This window comes from Litchfieldella qijiaojingensis (assembly GCF_014651875.1).
GTDB lineage: Bacteria > Pseudomonadota > Gammaproteobacteria > Pseudomonadales > Halomonadaceae > Litchfieldella > Litchfieldella qijiaojingensis.
The window spans coordinates 345,785-361,765 of record NZ_BMXS01000001.1 but is presented as its reverse complement, the minus strand read 5'-3'; the positions used below and the strand labels follow the sequence as shown (position 1 = coordinate 361,765).

The following is a 15,981-nucleotide window of genomic DNA, read 5'->3' as shown; positions in this document are numbered from 1 at the left end:
GTATATATTCGTTTTCTTGGATCGGTCAAGATAAGGGACGGTGTCCCCGGACGCACGAACCCTCGGCGCTCAGGCCGAGGGTTCGTCGCATGGTGGGCTGCACCGATGGTCAATCGCGGTATTCGTCGATGCTCGGGCAGGAACAGACCAGTTGGCGGTCGCCGAACACGTTGTCGACGCGATTGACCGCCGGCCAGTACTTGGCTGACTTGACCGCCTCCGAGGGGAAGGCACCTAGCTCACGCGAATAGGGCCGTTCCCAGTGTGCATCCATCAGGTCCGCCATGGTATGTGGGGCGTGGACCAGCGGGTTGTTGTCGGCCGGCCATTCGCCACGTTCCACGCGAGCGATCTCCTCGCGTATGGCGATCATGGCATCGCAGAATCGGTCGATTTCGTAAAGCGATTCCGATTCGGTCGGTTCGACCATCAGGGTGCCGGGTACGGGGAAGGACATGGTCGGGGCGTGGAAGCCATAGTCCATCAAGCGTTTGGCGATGTCCTCTTCCGAGATTCCCGAACTGGCCTTGAGAGACCGGATGTCGATGATGCACTCGTGGGCCACGGTACCGTTGAGCCCCTTGTAGAGCACCGGATAGTGCCCACCCAGACGGTGTGCAATATAGTTGGCGTTGAGGATGGCGAGTTCGGTTGCCTCCCGTAGCCCTCGGGCGCCCATCATCTTGATGTAGGCCCAGGAGATGGGCAGGATCGAGGCCGAACCGAAGGCAGCCGCCGAAACCGCTCCGCACTCCGCGTTGACGCCTTGGATGGGCGTCACCACGTGATTGGAGACATAAGGCGCCAGGTGAGCCTTGACACCGATCGGTCCCATGCCCGGGCCACCGCCACCGTGGGGGATGCAGAAGGTCTTGTGCAGGTTGAGGTGCGAGACATCACCGCCGAAGTCGCCGGGGCGCGCCAGCCCGACCTGAGCGTTCATGTTGGCACCATCGATGTAGACTTGGCCGCCGTGCTCATGAACGATCTTGCAGGCTTCGCGGATGCCTTCTTCGAAGACGCCGTGCGTCGACGGATAGGTGAGCATGATCGCCGAGAGATTGTCGCCATGCTGCTTGGCCTTGTCGCGCAGATCGCTCAGGTCGATGTTGCCATCCTTGTCGCACTCCACCACCACCACTTTCATGTGGGCCATGGCCGCCGATGCGGGGTTGGTGCCGTGAGCGGAGCTGGGAATCAGGCAAATATCGCGATGGCCCTGGCCTTGGGCGGCTTGATAGCGGCGGATGGCCACCAGGCCGGCATATTCGCCTTGCGCCCCGGAGTTGGGTTGCATGGAGATATGCTCGTAGCCAGTGATCTCCACCAGGAAGGCGGCCAGTTCGTCGATCATCTGCTTGTAGCCCACCACCTGATCCTTGGGAGCGAAGGGGTGAATATGGGCGAATTCCGGCCAGGTGATGGGAATCATCTCGCTGGTGGCATTGAGCTTCATGGTGCATGAGCCCAGCGGAATCATCGCATGCGTCAGCGATAGATCCTTGTTTTCCAGTCGCTTGAGATAGCGCAGCATCTCGGTTTCGCTGTGATAGCGACGGAAGGTCGGGTGCGTCAGGAAATCGGACTCACGCCGGCAGGCGTTAGGGATGCCGCTGAGTTTGTCTGCGATGACCTCGTCGTCCAGCACGGAAACGGAAAGCTCGTGTTCCTCACCAAGCAGTACATCGAACAACACGCCCAAGTCCGCTGCGGTGGTGGTTTCGTCAAGGCTGACGCCGATATCGCCACCCTCGAAGTAGCGCAGGTTGATCTCGTGGGTCATGGCTCGACCATGGATCTTGCCCGCATCCGCGCCGGTCAGGCGCAGTGTGTCGAACCAGCTATCGTGCGCCAGACGTATCCCCTTGCGCTTGAGCCCCTCGGCAAGGATGGTAGTCAGACGGTGGATGCGCGTGGCGATGGTGCGCAGGCCTTCGGCGCCATGATAGACGGCATAGAAGCCGGCGATGTTGGCCAGCAGCGCCTGGGCGGTACAGATGTTGGACGTGGCCTTTTCGCGGCGGATGTGCTGCTCGCGGGTCTGCATGGCCATGCGCAGCGCCTGCTCGCCACGGGAGTCCTTGGAAACGCCGATGATACGACCGGGAATCGAGCGCTTGAGCTTGTCGGTGGTGGCGAAGAACGCGGCATGCGGACCGCCGAAACCCATGGGTACACCGAAACGCTGGGTATTGCCGACCACGATATCGGCGCCCAGTCGACCGGGTTCCTTGAGCAGGACCAGACTCATGATGTCGGCGGCGACGCAGGTCATGATGCCTTGCTCGGAAGCGGCCGACAGCAACGGAGCAAGGTCGTGGACCTCGCCGCTTTGACCTGGATACTGCAACAGGGCACCGAATACATTGTGGTCGGCGACTTCCGCTGCTGGCGCAACGATCAGTTCGAAGCCAAAGTAGTAGGCGCGGGTACGCACCACGTCCAGGGTCTGCGGAAGTACGTCGTCGGCGACGAAGAAAGCATGGCTCTTGCTCTTCTTGTTGGCACGCTTGCATAGGGCCATGGCTTCGGCTGCAGCAGTCGCCTCATCTAGCAGGGAGGCGTTGGCCAACTCCATGCCGGTGAGGTCCATGACCATTTGCTGAAAATTGAGCAGTCCCTCCAGGCGGCCCTGGGCGATCTCTGGCTGATAGGGTGTGTAGGCGGTATACCAACCGGGGTTTTCCAGTACGTTACGCTGGATGACTGCTGGCAGGTGAGTGTTGTAATAGCCTTGGCCGATATAGGTCTTGAATACCTTGTTCTGGCGCGCCAGGCGCTTGAGATAATCGAGTGCCTCGGCTTCGGCGCGTGGGCCATCGAGGTCCAGTTCGCGGTCCAGACGAATGCCCGCCGGTACGGTTTTCTCGATCAGAGAGCCGATGCTATCGAGGTTCAGTGCCTCGAGCATCCGTGTCATGTCGTCGGCATCGGGGCCATTATGACGACGAAGGAAGGCGTCGTGGCCGGCCAGTTCGGCCAGGCGGCGATTATCTAAAGCCATGCATCACCTTGTGGTAATTGCGGAGCGGTCAAGCCCCTGACGGATAGTGAGTGAGATAGAGGGGCGAGCCCGGGGCTCGCCAGGCCTCATCGTCAGTCGTCTTCCTCGGCCAGTTGGGCGTAGGCGTCGGCATCGAGCAGGTTGTCGAGCACCGTGATGTCGGCCGGCTTCAATTTGGCGATCCAGCCATCTTCGTAGGGAGATTCGTTGACGGTCTCCGGGGCGTCCTCGAGCGCTTCGTTGACCTCGAGCACCTCGCCTGCCAGGGGGGCGTAGAGGTCCGAGGCGGCCTTGACCGACTCGATGACGCCGAATTCTTCACCGGCATCCAGCTCACGCCCGACCTCGGGGAGTTCGACGAAGACCACATCGCCCAGTGCCTGCTGGGCATGATCGGTAATACCCACCGTCACAGTGCCGTCACCATTGTCCAGCACCCATTCATGGCTTTCGGTGTAGCTCAGATTCGCGGGGATAGTGCTCATTACGTTTTCCTATACGAAATGGTTTTTCTGTTTCGGGGAATCGTAGCGTCATTATAACCGAATGGCGAGCCGGCTGGTGCTAACGCCCGATTCGCCAATTCGAGTGCTTGACCGCCACATAAGGGTGGCCGGCTTTGTCGCCATCGTCCAGCACCTGCAGCGAATTGTCCGACGCACCAGCGCGCAAGGGCACCATATCCCTCCGGGAGTGGCTACGCTTGGAGGAAATGGGCTCCAGGGTCCCTTTCGACTTGTACGTCAGCGCGATGGCGGCTAATGTACCTATGTTTCCTATAAGAAACAATTTTCCTTTGGTGCTGGCAGTGATCCAATAGTGAAAGGTGCAAGCATGCGGCCCAACATTTTGTTGTAGATAGACGTAAGACCAATGTTTCCGACGCAATACTAGAGGAAACATGGTGATATCCGCTATCGTACGCGGGTTCTGCCTGTTAGCAGACCAGGCTATGCACACCTGTGCATAACAAGAAACGGGAAATTGGGGAGAATGACAGATGGAAACCTTGACCGGAGTCTTCACCGCCATCAATAGCGTGGTGTGGGGACCGTTGATGCTGATCCTGTTGCTGGGGGTCGGCCTTTACCTGCAGATCGGCTTGAAACTGATGCCGATTCGTAAGCTGGGCATGGGCTTCAAGCTGATGTTCAAGGGACGGGTATCGGCCAAGGATGAAGAAAAGGAGGGGGAAATATCGCCCTTCAACGCTTTGATGACCGCTCTCTCGGCCACCATCGGTACTGGTAATATCGCCGGGGTGGCCACCGCAATCGCCCTGGGTGGTCCGGGGGCGGTGTTCTGGATGTGGATCACCGCATTGGTGGGCATGGCCACCAAATTTGCCGAGGCGGTACTTGCGGTACGCTACCGTGAAGTGGACGAGATCGGCAACCACGTTGGTGGGCCGATGTTCTACATCAAGAATGGACTGGGCAGCAAGTGGGCCTGGTTGGGCGGTGCTTTCGCTCTGTTTGGTGCGGTGGCTGCTTTTGGTATCGGTAATACCGTGCAGTCCAACTCAGTCGCCGATGCGCTCGATGCATCCTTCGGTTTGCCGCATTGGGTGACCGGGGTGGTGATCATGGTACTTGCCGGCGCCGTCATCCTGGGCGGGATCAAGCGGATCGCCAAGGTGGCGGGCAAGCTGGTGCCGATCATGGGGATCGCGTATGTCGTCGCCGGTATCGCGGTACTGATCGCCAATGCCAGCCAGATCGGCGATGCCTTTGGCATGATCTTCTACTTTGCCTTCAACCCGCATGCCGCCGTGGGTGGCTTCGCAGGGGCCGCGGTGATGGCAGCGATTCGCTTCGGCGTGGCACGGGGTATCTTCTCCAACGAGGCGGGCCTGGGCAGTGCGCCCATCGCGCATGCCGCGGCACAGACCAGGAACCCGGTACGCCAAGGGCTGATCGCCATGCTGGGAACCTTCATCGATACCATCATCGTGTGCTCGATCACCGCGCTGGTGATTCTGACCTCCACGGTATGGGAAACTGGTGAAGCGGGTGCCTCCCTGACCGCGCTGTCCTTCGAGGCGGCCCTGCCGGGTGTGGGCAACCATATCGTGTCGATCGCCTTGGCGGTGTTTGCATTCACCACCATTCTGGGCTGGTCCTTCTATGGCGAGAAGTGCTTCGAGTACTTGTTCGGGGTGCGCTCCATTATGCTTTATCGCGTACTGTTCGTGCTTGCTATCCCGGTCGGCGCCTTGGCACAGCTTGGTCTGATCTGGCTGATGGCGGACACCTTCAACGCCATGATGGCGATTCCCAACTTGATTGCCCTGGCCTTGTTGTCGCCGGTGGTCTTCCAGTTGGCTCGCGACTTCTTCGACGGCAAGGAGGTTCTGCCGGGCGAGGAGCTTAGGTAATCGACGCCAGGCGGCGACCTGGGAATGGTCGTCGCCTGGCTATCCTGACCGATACAACCGAGGGTGAGAGTACAAGCGATGAGCGAACTCAACAGGACTCCGCTTCACGACCTGCATGTCGAGCTGGGGGGCAAGATGGTGCCCTTCGCCGGTTATGAAATGCCGGTCCAGTTTGCGCTTGGGGTCAAGAAAGAACATGAACACACTCGTGCCGCCTGTGGGCTGTTCGATGTTTCCCACATGGGGCAGGTGATCGTGCGTGGCGCGGATCCTGCCGGGGCGCTGGAAGCCCTGGTGCCGGCGGATATCGTCGGTCTGGCCGTGGGGGCGCAGCGTTATGCCTTGTTCACCAACGATCAGGGCGGCATTCTCGACGACTTGATGGTAGTCAAGGGCGAGGATCATCTCTACCTGGTGGTCAATGCGGCGTGCAAGGAACAGGATGTGGCACACCTGAGAGCCGGGCTTGGCGATGACTACGAGGTCGAGGTGCTGGATCGCGGCTTGCTGGCCCTGCAGGGGCCGCAAGCGACCACTGTCATGCAACGGCTGTGTCCGGCGGCTTGCGATATGGTTTTCATGCAGCATGCTCGTTTCGAGATCGACGGTATCGCCGTGTGGGCGAGTCGCAGCGGTTATACCGGTGAAGACGGTTTCGAGATCTCAGTGGCTGCCAGCGATGCGGAGCGTCTGGCCAGGCGGCTGCTGGCCGAGCCGGAAGTTGAGCCGATTGGGCTTGGGGCGCGTGATTCACTGCGCCTGGAAGCCGGACTGTGCCTGTATGGCCACGATATCGATACCACTACCACTCCAGTCGAGGCGGGACTGATCTGGGCGATTGGCAAGCCGCGTCGCCGAGGTGGCGAGCGCGAGGGTGGTTTCCCCGGTGCCGAGCTGATTTTGCAGCAAGTCGAGGACAAGGATCACACTCGCAAGCGTGTCGGTCTGCTGGGCGAAGGACGTGCTCCGGTTCGCGAGGGTGCCGAGCTGTATAGTGAAGAGGGCGAGAAAATCGGTGTAGTGACGTCCGGAGGCTTCGGGCCAAGTGTCGGCAAGCCAGTGGCCATGGGTTATGTGGCTATCGAGCATGCAGCGCTCGATAATCAGGTATTTGCCGAGGTGCGTGGCAAGCGGCTGCCCATGACCATCGCCAGGATGCCGTTTGTGACTCCCGGCTATTATCGCGGCTAGTCTTGTCTCGTCAGCAAGCTTATACCGTTATCTTGTTTTCGCCATAGCCAATCATGACCCGCTACTTGGAAAACCGTTCTCCCTAGGGGAGCGGTTTTTTTACTTCGGGGTGTGCTCACGGCACGGAGGGGTGAATCCAGCGAAAGGTCAGGCTGATCCGCAAGCCTGGTAGCCGCCTGGGCAACAAGGCGTGTTGCAGGTGTCGTTGTGTGCCAGGTCCCATGACCAGCAGGCTGTCATGCGGTAGCCACAGATTGAAGGCCGGAGCATGCCGGTCGCGCCAACGCATGCGCAGGGGGCGTTCCGCACCGAGGCTGACAGCCGCGATCACCGGGTCGGGCCCCAACGCCGGCTCGTCATCGCTGTGCCAGCCCAATCGCTCTTCGCCACTGGCATAACGGTTGAGTAATACGCTATTGAAACGCGCCGGCGTGCCATGTTCCTCGAGTAACGCTTCGATACGTCGGCACAGCGCTTCGACGGCAGGGTGCCAGGCCGTGGGGTGGAAAACCTGGCCCGAATAGCGATAACGGGCGTTCGGGTCGCCCATCCATACTTGCTGGCGCGGGACCGGATGGTCGCGACCGTAGAGCCGCAGACTCGGCCGCTGCCAACTCAATTCATCATCGAGGCGGCGTAACAGCTCCATGCCTGCGGAGTCACCCAATACCCCGAGGAAGCGCCATATCGGCGGGTCGTCGAGCATGGTCTGCCAGCCGTGGCTGTCGTCATGATATTGCATGGCGTCAGCTTGCCAGCGACAAGTGTCCGTTGTCACTCATCAGGCGATCGGAGAGAAGAGCCTCAGGCTGAGCCAGGCAAAGGCGCTACCAATCAGTGCGCCACCAAGGACGTCGCTGATGTAGTGCAGACCGAGACCAACCCGCGATGCTGCGATCAGCAAACTCAACGGCACCACGATGAACAGCATTTCAGGTTGGGTGGCAGCACACAACCAGCAGAACATGACCGCGTGCATGGTATGTCCACTGGGAAAACTGTAGCGGTCGCGGGCTGGCATGGTGCAGGGGATGGAGTGAAAGGTAATGAAGGGGCGTTCCCGGCACAGGCGGGTCTTGATCAGGCGATAGACCAGTATGGCCAGCAGTGCCGTCACGGTGAACTGGAGTGACCAGGCCCATCCCGTGCGTCCGTACAGTAGGGGCTGAACCCCGATCAGGGCCACCCAGGCCGGCCAGTCACCCAGGCGGCTGGCCAGGCGCAAGGTGGCAAGCCAAGGGCGGTAGATACTGAAACTGGCTAACCGCTGGCAGAGATGCCATTCGAGCATGTCCAGGCGTTCAAAGACGGCAGGGGTGCGAGGCGTCATCGAGAGGCTCCTGTACGCTGGCGAGAATGGCGAGGAAGGTGTCGGCGATATGCTCCCAGCGCTGTGACTGGATACGCGCACGTGCTGCGCGTCCCAGGCGGCCGTAGCGGGCCGGGTGCTGGCAGAGCTCGACAGCGGCGGCGGTGAAGGCCTGACTGTCACCGCAAGCTACGGTCACGCCGTGTCGCTCGTTGTCGATCCATTGATTGGCTGCTGCGTAGTCGAAGGCGACCACGCCTAGCCCGCTGGCCATGGCTTCGACGACGACGTTGCCGTAAGTCTCGGAGAGCGAGGGGAAGACAAATAGCTCGGCGCTGGCATAGTGCCGAGCCAGGGTGTCGTGATCGATGAAGCCGGTGAAGATGGCATCGGGGAGGCGTTGTTGAAGCGATGCCCGTTGGGGGCCGTCGCCCACCAGAACGGCGACCAGGTCGGGTTGAGCCTCACGCATGGCCTGCAGGGTATCGACCAGCAGGTCGAGATTCTTTTCACTGGCCAGTCGGCCGACGTATAGAGCGACTGGCTGGTGTTCGTCGACGCCCCAGCGCCGGCGTAATTGCGGATCGCGCTTGTCGGGGGTGAAATGTTGGCTATCGATGCCTCGTCCCATGACATGGACGTTGCCAAACCCCTGGGAGCGCAGGGTTTCGGCCTGGGCCGCGGTGGGAACCAGTGTGGCCTGGGTGCGGTTGTGGAAGCGTCGCAGCATCGCTAGCACTGGTGTCTTGAGCCAACGCATGCCGTAGTCGCCGGCATAATGGTCGAAGTTGGTGTGAAAGCCGCTGACCACTGGTATATCGAGGCGTCGGGCGACGTTCAGGGCGGAGTATCCAAGTGGACCTTCGGTGGCGATATACACGACGTCAGGGCGCCGTGTCTGCCATAGGCGAGCGATTGCGCGCCAAGCGGGGAGACCGAGCTGCACGTCGGAGTAACGTGGCAGCCGAAAGCCTTTGACTTGAAGTTCCTCTTCCATGATCTCGCATGTGGAGCCGTCCTTCGCGCGTGGACGGATCAGTTGCAGCCGGTCTCCCCGTCGATGAAGCTCGCGACTGATGTGGCCGAGGGTATGGGCGACGCCGTTGATCTCCGGCGCCCAGGTCTCGCTGACCAGGCATATACGCATGCGCGTTTGTCTCTTGATCGTCCGTCATTTCGAGACAGTGTCGCGACATTCGATGACAGGCACTGGTCACAGCGATGACCGAACGATGACAGTGGGCGTCGGATCAGCGAAGCACCGTTCGGGGATCGATCGGTTTCCCGCCCCGGCGCAGGTCGAACAGCAAGTCGTAGCGTTCGGTGGCGTTGCTGTAGCCTACCCGGCACAAGGGGGTTCCTCGCTTGACGCTATCGCCATCGGCGACGGTCAGGCGGTCGCATAGGGCATAGACACTCTGCAGATTGTCGGCATGGTGCACGATGACCACCTGGCCGAGATGACGCATGCTGCTGGCGAAGCGCACCTCGCCGTCGGCGACGGCTTTGGCTTGCTTGCCGTTGCTGGTGGCCAACAGCATGGGTTGCAGGGTGCCGCGCGAATCGGTGCCGAACTGACGTACGATGCGGTAGTCGTCCAGTGGCCAGGGCCAGTCATGGGCACTGGCGGGCAATGGTCCGGGAGTGGGCCGGGAAGGGGCCGATGGCGTCCGCCGACTGTTGCTGCGATTGCGGCTTCCCTGGTTCGAGCTGGCCACGGTTCGGTTCCCGCCGCTGAGAGGAACCTGGATCAGTTGCCCGACTTTCAGTTGGTTGGGATTGAAGCGACTGTTGGCTGCCTGGATGCGGCCAGGGGTGGTGCCGAAGCGGCGGGCAATGCTCGAATAGGTGTCACCGGGACGGATCTGGTAGCGATAGGGGCCTCCCGATGGTGCCCTTTCCCGCGTGGAGGGCACGAGTATGCGCTGTCCGATGGCCAGGCGCCGGGCATCGACACGGGGATTGAAACGCTCGAGTCGCACCAGCGGGACGTCGGCACGGGCGGCGATGGTTCCTAGTGTGTCACCACGCTGGATGGTGACCCAGTTACCTGCGATGGTTTGAAGGCGTTGCGTCTCCGAGGGGCTGGCGGCACAGCCGGCCAGTAGAACGAGGAGCATCAAGCCAGCGAGTCGAGGGCGCCATCCTTGTCGCGCCATAGGGCATTGAGCCATGACTGGAAGCGTTCCTTGTAGTGCGGATCCCGGTGGTAGTCGCCTTTCAGCATCCAGGCTGGAACGTCCAGGCGTCTGGCATGCAAATGGATGGCCCCCTCGCGGCCGCAGAGGAATCTCCAGAAGTTGGGCTCCGGATTGGCGTAGCGAAGTGTGACGTCAAGAATGCCGCTCAGGCGTTCACCCATCAGGCTGATCACCTGGGCGGTACCGCCGGCCTTGGGGCGTAGCAAGTGGCGGAAGGGGCTGCATTGGGCATCACGCTTGGCAGGAGTGAAGCGTGTGCCTTCGACGAAGTTGTATATGGCGATCGGCATCTCCTGTGCGCGTTGACACATACGTTCGGTTTCCTCGCGGTCGATGCGTGCCAGATCGGGGTTTTGTTCCAACTGGTCGCGTTTGTAGCGACGCATGAAGGGAAACTCCAGGGCCCACCACGCCAGCCCGACGATGGGCACCCAGATAAGCTCGCGTTTGAGAAAGAAACGCGGCATGGGAATACGCCGATGCAGGGCCATCTGCAGCATGAAGATATCGGTCCAGCTACGGTGGTTGGAGATCACCAACCACCACTGATGCGGCGACAGCCCGGCAGGCACGTGGATCGTCAGCTTGGGTTTGAGCCAGCGACGCATCCACCATAGGTTGGTCCCGATCCAGTTCAAGGCCACATGATTGAGCCCACGGAGCACGTATCGACGCAGCATGCGCGATGGCGTGATCAGTTTGAGCAAGGTGAGGGCAAATAGTGGTACAGCCCAGAACAGGGTGACGATGACCAATAGCACCAGGCTGACGAGCCCTTTAAGGGTCGACATGCATTCTCCTTCAATGACACGCCCTCGATGACTGGGTGCTAATGTTACTGGAAGTATTAGTGACTGCCCAGTCGCAGAAGTAAGCAACCGGGCAATGGTTCAGCTCTGCAGTTCGGGAAGATTCTCGTAGAGTTTCAGTGCCTCGGGATTGGCCAAGGCGTCCACATTCTTGACCGGTCGCCCGTGGATCACGTTGCGCACGGCGAGTTCGACGATCTTGCCCGATAAAGTGCGTGGAATGTCGCTGACCTGAATGATCTTGGCCGGAACGTGACGAGGCGTGGTGTTGGCGCGGATGGTACGCTTGATCTCGTCGCGCATGCCATCGTCCAGTGTCAATCCCTCCTTGAGGCGTACGAACAGCACTACCCGGATGTCGTCGTTCCACTCCTGGCCGATGCACAGCGACTCCAGCACGCCGTCGACTTTCTCCACCTGGCGATAGATCTCGGCGGTGCCGATGCGTACCCCGCCGGGGTTGAGTACGGCATCCGAACGACCATGGATGATCAGGCCGTCCTCGGGGGTGATCTCAGCATAGTCGCCGTGCGCCCAGACCCCGGGGAACGCCGCGAAGTAAGCGTCGCGGTAACGCTTGCCATCGGGGTCGTTCCAGAACCCGATCGGCATCGAGGGGAACGGCTTGGTGCACACCAGTTCGCCTTTCTCGCCGCGCAGCGAGTGCCCCTCGGCGTCGAAGACGTCCACCGCCATGCCTAAGCCACGACACTGCAGTTGTCCCCGATAGACGGGGCGGATCGGACAGCCCAGGGCGAAGCAGGAGACGATGTCGGTCCCCCCGGAGATCGAGGCCAGCAGCAGGTCGTCCTTGATCTCGCGATAGACATAATCAAATGATTCATGGGCCAACGCCGAACCGGTGGACAGCACTGCCCGCAGCCGCGACAAGTCGAAGCGCTTGCCCGGTGCCAGCCCTTCCTTCTCGCAGGCGGCGATATACTTGGCGCTGGTGCCGAACACCGTGATCCCCTCGCGTTCGGCCATTTCCCATAGCACTGCCGGTTCGGGCGCGAAGGGCGAGCCATCGTAAAGCACCACGCTGGCGCCGCAGGCCAACCCCGAGACCAGCCAGTTCCACATCATCCAGCCGCAGGTGGTGTAGTAGAACAGCACGTCCCGCTCGTCGAGATCAGTATGCAGGCGAAGCTCCTTGAGATGCTGGAGCAGGGTGCCGCCGGCGGAGTGGACGATGCACTTGGGCACGCCAGTGGTGCCGGATGAATAGAGAATATACAGCGGATGATCGAAGGGCTGGGGCTCGAAGGTCACTTCCTCGGCGGGGTTGGCCAGGTAGTCGTTCCACGTCACGGCCTTGTCGATACCGCGGGTATCGGCTTCATCGTTGAGGAAGGGGAAGACCACCACCGCCTCGAGCGAGTCGATGGCCTCGCTGATCTGGGCCACGCGCTCGCGGGTGTCGATCGGCTTGCCATTCCAGGTATAGCCATCGGTGGCGATCAGTACCTTGGGTTGGATCTGACCGAAACGGTCGAGCACGCCGTGGAAGCCGAAGTCCGGGGAGCACGATGACCAGACGGCACCGATACTGGCGCTGGCGAGCATGCCGATCACCGCATGCTCGCTATTGGGTACGAACCCCGCAACCCGGTCGCCGGCGGTGACGCCGCTTTGCTGCAGTGAGTGGGAGAGCCTGGCGACCTGTTGGTAAAGCTCGGCATAACTGATCACCTTGCGTCGGCGGCGCTCGTCGGTGACCACCAGGGCCGGATGGGCGTCGCGACGCTTGAGCAGGTTCTCGGCAAAGTTCAGGCGAGCTTCGGGGAACCAGCGTGCGCCGGGCATGGCATCGGGGCGCTCGAGTACAGTTTCGCCCTTGGCCTCGGCGATGACGCCGACCTCGTTCCATAGTAGAGACCAGAATGCCTCCAGATTCTCGACACTCCAGGCATGCAAATCGGTGTAGTCGCGAAGGTTGATCGACTGATCGCGATTGATGTGCCGCATCAGGGCGGCCATTTGCGTGGCATTAATGGTGGCCTGGGCCGGCTGCCATAACGGGGTGGTCATTGACGCCCCTCCCTTTCTTCTTGTGGTGAATGGTTCAGCTCATAGCCTGCCAGCCTTTGTTGGGGATGCAAAGCTGTTGCGACGCACAAATCGTTTCATTTAAGACTAAATGGTGAGAGCGCCGCGTGTGACGAAAAACTGATCATTGTGTAGCGATCCCTGACAAGGTCGCGGATCGGTAGCGATGTACAGCGGCTTTGCACAACGTTATCCACAGAAACTGTGAATAAGTCCCCTTTTCCGTCTTGCTTGGATGGGTCTGGCTGGCAAAGTAAAATGCGCGACGTCTGTTTTGATCCCATGTGGCCAATATCGTTTCGCTCCCAAAATCCGATGCACCTCGCCCCGTCAGGGCTAGGATGGAGGCACCAGTGCGTAAATTGCCGGCTACCTTGCCGATCCTTTTCTTGTGTGAAATCTGCTTTCTGCTTGGCCATGGCCTGATCATGACGCTACTTGGCGTGCGCATGTCACTGGAGGGATTTCCGTCGCAGATGGCAGGTCTGCTGATGTCGAGTTTTCTCTGGGTTTCGTGGTCGGCAGTTACTGGCTCGAGAAGCGGATTCGTGCGGTTGGACATATCCGTGTCTTCGCGGCGTGTGCCGCCTTGTTGGCTGTCACGGCGATGTTGCATGGCCTGTGGGTGAATCCTTGGGCCTGGTTGGCATGGCGGTTGTTCGGCGGATTGGCAACGGCGGGGTTGCTGATGGTCATGGAGTCGTGGGTGTCGGGAGAGTCGACCAACGAGAATCGTGGTCGGGTGCTGGGCTGGTACATGGTGATCTCGACCACGTCCCTGGCCGGTGGCCAATGGATGTTGAATGTCGCGGACCCATCGACCTCGGTACTGTTTTCGGTTGCCGGTATGCTGTTCGCGCTGTCCTTGGTGCCACTTTCCATTCACCGCATTCATGGGCCGAGCCGTGCCAGTGACGTCCAGCCTCGGAAGATCAAGCTACGTGCGCTTTACAATCGCGTCCCGATCGGTCTAGTGGGGGCCTTCGTTGCCGGTTTGATGGTGCAGGCCTTCTTCGCGATGACACCTTTCTATGGCCAGGAGATTGGTCTGAGCACCGCGCAGACCGCCCAGTTCATGGCTGTGACCACGCTGGTGGCATTGTTCGCGCAGTGGACGCTGGGGCGTATCTCGGACCGATTCGACCGGCGCAAGGTCATTCTGTGCATGGCGGTGGTCATGGCCATCGCTGGGGCTTTCATCTCGGTCGCGGCACGGGTCAGTTTCATCATGCTGCTGCTGGTGGCCTGTTTCCATACGGCCATGTTGCACACGTTGTATTCACTGAGCCTGGCGCATACCAATGACTGGCTGGAGCAGGCGGAGATCGTCGCGGCCAATGCCAAGCTGATGATCTGGTATGGCGTCGGTTCGGTCATCGGCCCTTTCAGCGCATCGCTGGTGATGCAGGTGGCTGGCCCCGATGGCCTGTGGTTTTTCCTGGGGGCGGTGGCCTTGATCCTGGCGCTCTTCGTGCTGATACGCCTGCGTGATCGGCAGGTGCTGTCAGAGGTGGAGCAGGAGCCCTACGTGGCGGTGCCGGTCATGGAGACACCGCACTACATCAGCGAGCTCGATCCCCGCTACGAACCTCAGCAGTATGAGTTGGAGCTGGAGCTTGAACCCTTCGACGATGAGCCTGTCCTGCAAGCCAGATATGAATACGCGGACACCCGCTGAGGAGGGCCGCGAAACGACCTAAACGATTTCGCAGCGAGTATGTTGCGGCAACAACAACTCAGCCGCACGCTCATGGTTGCCTGGCAGACACTTTTGCACCAGGGCTAGGCCACCGAGGGAAATGCGGTGCTCGTCGCCGCCAGCGAAGGGCAGCCGTTGCGAGCAAGTTGGGTAGAAGCGATAGTTGAGCAGGGGAGAAACGGGAAACACTCCATGATGCCGGTCAGCGTTGCCGCTCAGGCCTGCTTGCTGCATCTGCTGATCGAGAGTGACCAGATCGCTGTCAAGGCGCTCGCAGTCGAAGCCGGCGTGATGCAGCCTAGGACCCATGACCGATAGCCAGGCTGCCAGCGGATGGGCTTTGCGTAGCTGTTCGAAACTGGCCCAGTCGGGCATAGGCCAAGGGCGGCCGCGTGTCAACAGGTTCTGCCCGTGACGATTCTCTCGTGGACTCTGGCTTACCAACGCTTCGAGATAATCCCGTGGCTGGCGAGTCAGGGTGCCGAGTTGCAATTCCCCCAGCACCAGCCAGGCGCCGTCGTCGGGAGCGGCCAGCAGGGTTACCAGCAATCCGCGATCGGCCATGGCGTAGCGGTCGACGCTGCGATAACCGAAATGCAACAAGTTTGGAACCAATGCATCGGCGGCAAAGGGGCCATGATTGAGCGTCAGCAGTGCCAGATATTCCGGTGTGCTGTCGAGAGGCCACAGGCGTAGCGCCCCGAGCTCCGGATGTTGGTGGATATAGTCGAGCCACAGCTGTTGCAGAAACTCTTGCCGTTGCATGTGACACCCTCTCCGCTGCGCCCTGTGTGATTACCGGAAAGTATAGGAGTAAGCCCCGACGGGGCTTTCAACGCCAGGGCGACGTTACGGCGAGAGGGTATCCAACAGAGGCTGGCTGGCCGTTGCAATCTCGGCTTCCTCGTCGGCGGTGAACACCAAGGCTTCGAGACACAGTAGTGTCGCCTCTACGACCACTTTGTTGATCGAAGTCAGGGATAGAAACATCGATGCCGCCTGAGAGGGCGGCATCGACATTCATGGGCTTCTTTACTGGGTAGCCCCTTCGGGCATCAATTCGTTATCACGCACATAGCGGTCGAACTCGGTAAAGCCGCCGATATGTGTCTGGTCGACGAAGATCTGAGGGACGGTTTCGACCGGCTTGCCGATGGTCTTCTCCATGTCGGCCTTGGTGATGCCCTCCTCATGGATGTCGACATAGCGGTAGCCGGAAATGGCTCCGGTATCGCTCAGCTTGTCGGCGAGTTCCTTGGCGCGGACACAGAAAGGGCAACCAGGGCGACCGAAGATCACGACGAACATGAAGCGTTCTCCTTTGCAAAGCAAAATGATGAAT

14 protein-coding genes are annotated in these 15,981 nt (G+C 60.5%); 3 read left to right on the top strand and 11 right to left on the bottom strand.

Annotated elements, in window-relative coordinates; all coding sequences use genetic code 11:
• Window positions 1–109 precede the first annotated feature (109 nt).
• Both gcvP and gcvH read right to left on the bottom strand, forming a co-directional pair.
• Window positions 110–3,004 (bottom strand): aminomethyl-transferring glycine dehydrogenase, encoded by a 2,895-nt coding sequence (gcvP, locus tag IE093_RS01805; protein ID WP_189465519.1) that lies wholly within the window; start codon window positions 3,002–3,004, stop codon window positions 110–112.
• A 92-nt stretch (window positions 3,005–3,096) separates the two neighbouring features.
• The gene (gcvH, locus tag IE093_RS01800; protein ID WP_189465517.1) at window positions 3,097–3,489 is read right to left on the bottom strand and encodes a glycine cleavage system protein GcvH; all 393 of its coding nucleotides are present in this window, start codon (window positions 3,487–3,489) and stop codon (window positions 3,097–3,099) included.
• A 515-nt stretch (window positions 3,490–4,004) separates the two neighbouring features.
• Between gcvH and IE093_RS01795 the strand changes: the two genes are divergently transcribed.
• A complete protein-coding gene (locus IE093_RS01795) occupies window positions 4,005–5,381 on the top strand; it encodes an alanine/glycine:cation symporter family protein (protein ID WP_189465514.1) in 1,377 nt (458 codons plus the stop codon).
• Window positions 5,382–5,459: 78 nt separating this feature from the next.
• Window positions 5,460–6,572, top strand: a complete 1,113-nt coding sequence (gene gcvT, locus IE093_RS01790) for a glycine cleavage system aminomethyltransferase GcvT (protein WP_189465510.1) — start codon at window positions 5,460–5,462, stop codon at window positions 6,570–6,572.
• Between the two features lie 115 nt (window positions 6,573–6,687).
• On the opposite strand, the gene IE093_RS01785 is transcribed toward gcvT, so the two are convergent.
• From IE093_RS01785 to IE093_RS01760, 6 genes are all read right to left on the bottom strand, one after another.
• The gene (locus IE093_RS01785; RefSeq protein ID WP_189465508.1) at window positions 6,688–7,314 is read right to left on the bottom strand and encodes an alpha-ketoglutarate-dependent dioxygenase AlkB family protein; all 627 of its coding nucleotides are present in this window, start codon (window positions 7,312–7,314) and stop codon (window positions 6,688–6,690) included.
• Window positions 7,315–7,353: 39 nt separating this feature from the next.
• On the bottom strand, window positions 7,354–7,902 hold the full coding sequence (locus IE093_RS01780) for a phosphatase PAP2 family protein (RefSeq protein ID WP_189465505.1): 549 nt from the start codon (window positions 7,900–7,902) through the stop codon (window positions 7,354–7,356).
• The gene (locus IE093_RS01775; RefSeq protein WP_189465502.1) at window positions 7,874–9,028 is read right to left on the bottom strand and encodes a glycosyltransferase family 4 protein; all 1,155 of its coding nucleotides are present in this window, start codon (window positions 9,026–9,028) and stop codon (window positions 7,874–7,876) included. The genes IE093_RS01780 and IE093_RS01775 overlap by 29 nt, the downstream gene beginning before the upstream one ends.
• Window positions 9,029–9,131: 103 nt before the next feature.
• Window positions 9,132–10,001: a M23 family metallopeptidase gene (locus IE093_RS01770; protein ID WP_229803158.1), complete on the bottom strand. Its 870-nt coding sequence runs from the start codon at window positions 9,999–10,001 to the stop codon at window positions 9,132–9,134.
• Entirely contained in the window at window positions 10,001–10,873 is an 873-nt protein-coding gene (locus IE093_RS01765; RefSeq protein ID WP_189465500.1) for an acyltransferase, read from the bottom strand. The genes IE093_RS01770 and IE093_RS01765 overlap by 1 nt, the downstream gene beginning before the upstream one ends.
• 99 nt (window positions 10,874–10,972) lie before the next feature.
• Window positions 10,973–12,922, bottom strand: coding sequence for an acetoacetate--CoA ligase (locus IE093_RS01760; protein WP_189465497.1), 1,950 nt, complete (start codon window positions 12,920–12,922; stop codon window positions 10,973–10,975).
• A 532-nt stretch (window positions 12,923–13,454) separates the two neighbouring features.
• Here IE093_RS01760 and IE093_RS01755 point away from each other — a divergent pair.
• Window positions 13,455–14,618, top strand: coding sequence for an MFS transporter (locus IE093_RS01755; RefSeq protein ID WP_229803156.1), 1,164 nt, complete (start codon window positions 13,455–13,457; stop codon window positions 14,616–14,618).
• A gap of 18 nt (window positions 14,619–14,636) precedes the next feature.
• On the opposite strand, the gene IE093_RS01750 is transcribed toward IE093_RS01755, so the two are convergent.
• From IE093_RS01750 to IE093_RS01740, 3 genes are all read right to left on the bottom strand, one after another.
• Window positions 14,637–15,404 carry a VOC family protein gene (locus tag IE093_RS01750; protein WP_189465494.1) on the bottom strand — a complete coding sequence of 256 codons (768 nt, stop codon included), beginning with the start codon at window positions 15,402–15,404 and terminating at the stop codon, window positions 14,637–14,639.
• Between the two features lie 84 nt (window positions 15,405–15,488).
• Window positions 15,489–15,629 (bottom strand): hypothetical protein, encoded by a 141-nt coding sequence (locus IE093_RS01745; protein WP_189465492.1) that lies wholly within the window; start codon window positions 15,627–15,629, stop codon window positions 15,489–15,491.
• A 42-nt stretch (window positions 15,630–15,671) separates the two neighbouring features.
• Entirely contained in the window at window positions 15,672–15,947 is a 276-nt protein-coding gene (locus IE093_RS01740; protein ID WP_189465488.1) for a GrxA family glutaredoxin, read from the bottom strand.
• Window positions 15,948–15,981 lie beyond the last annotated feature (34 nt).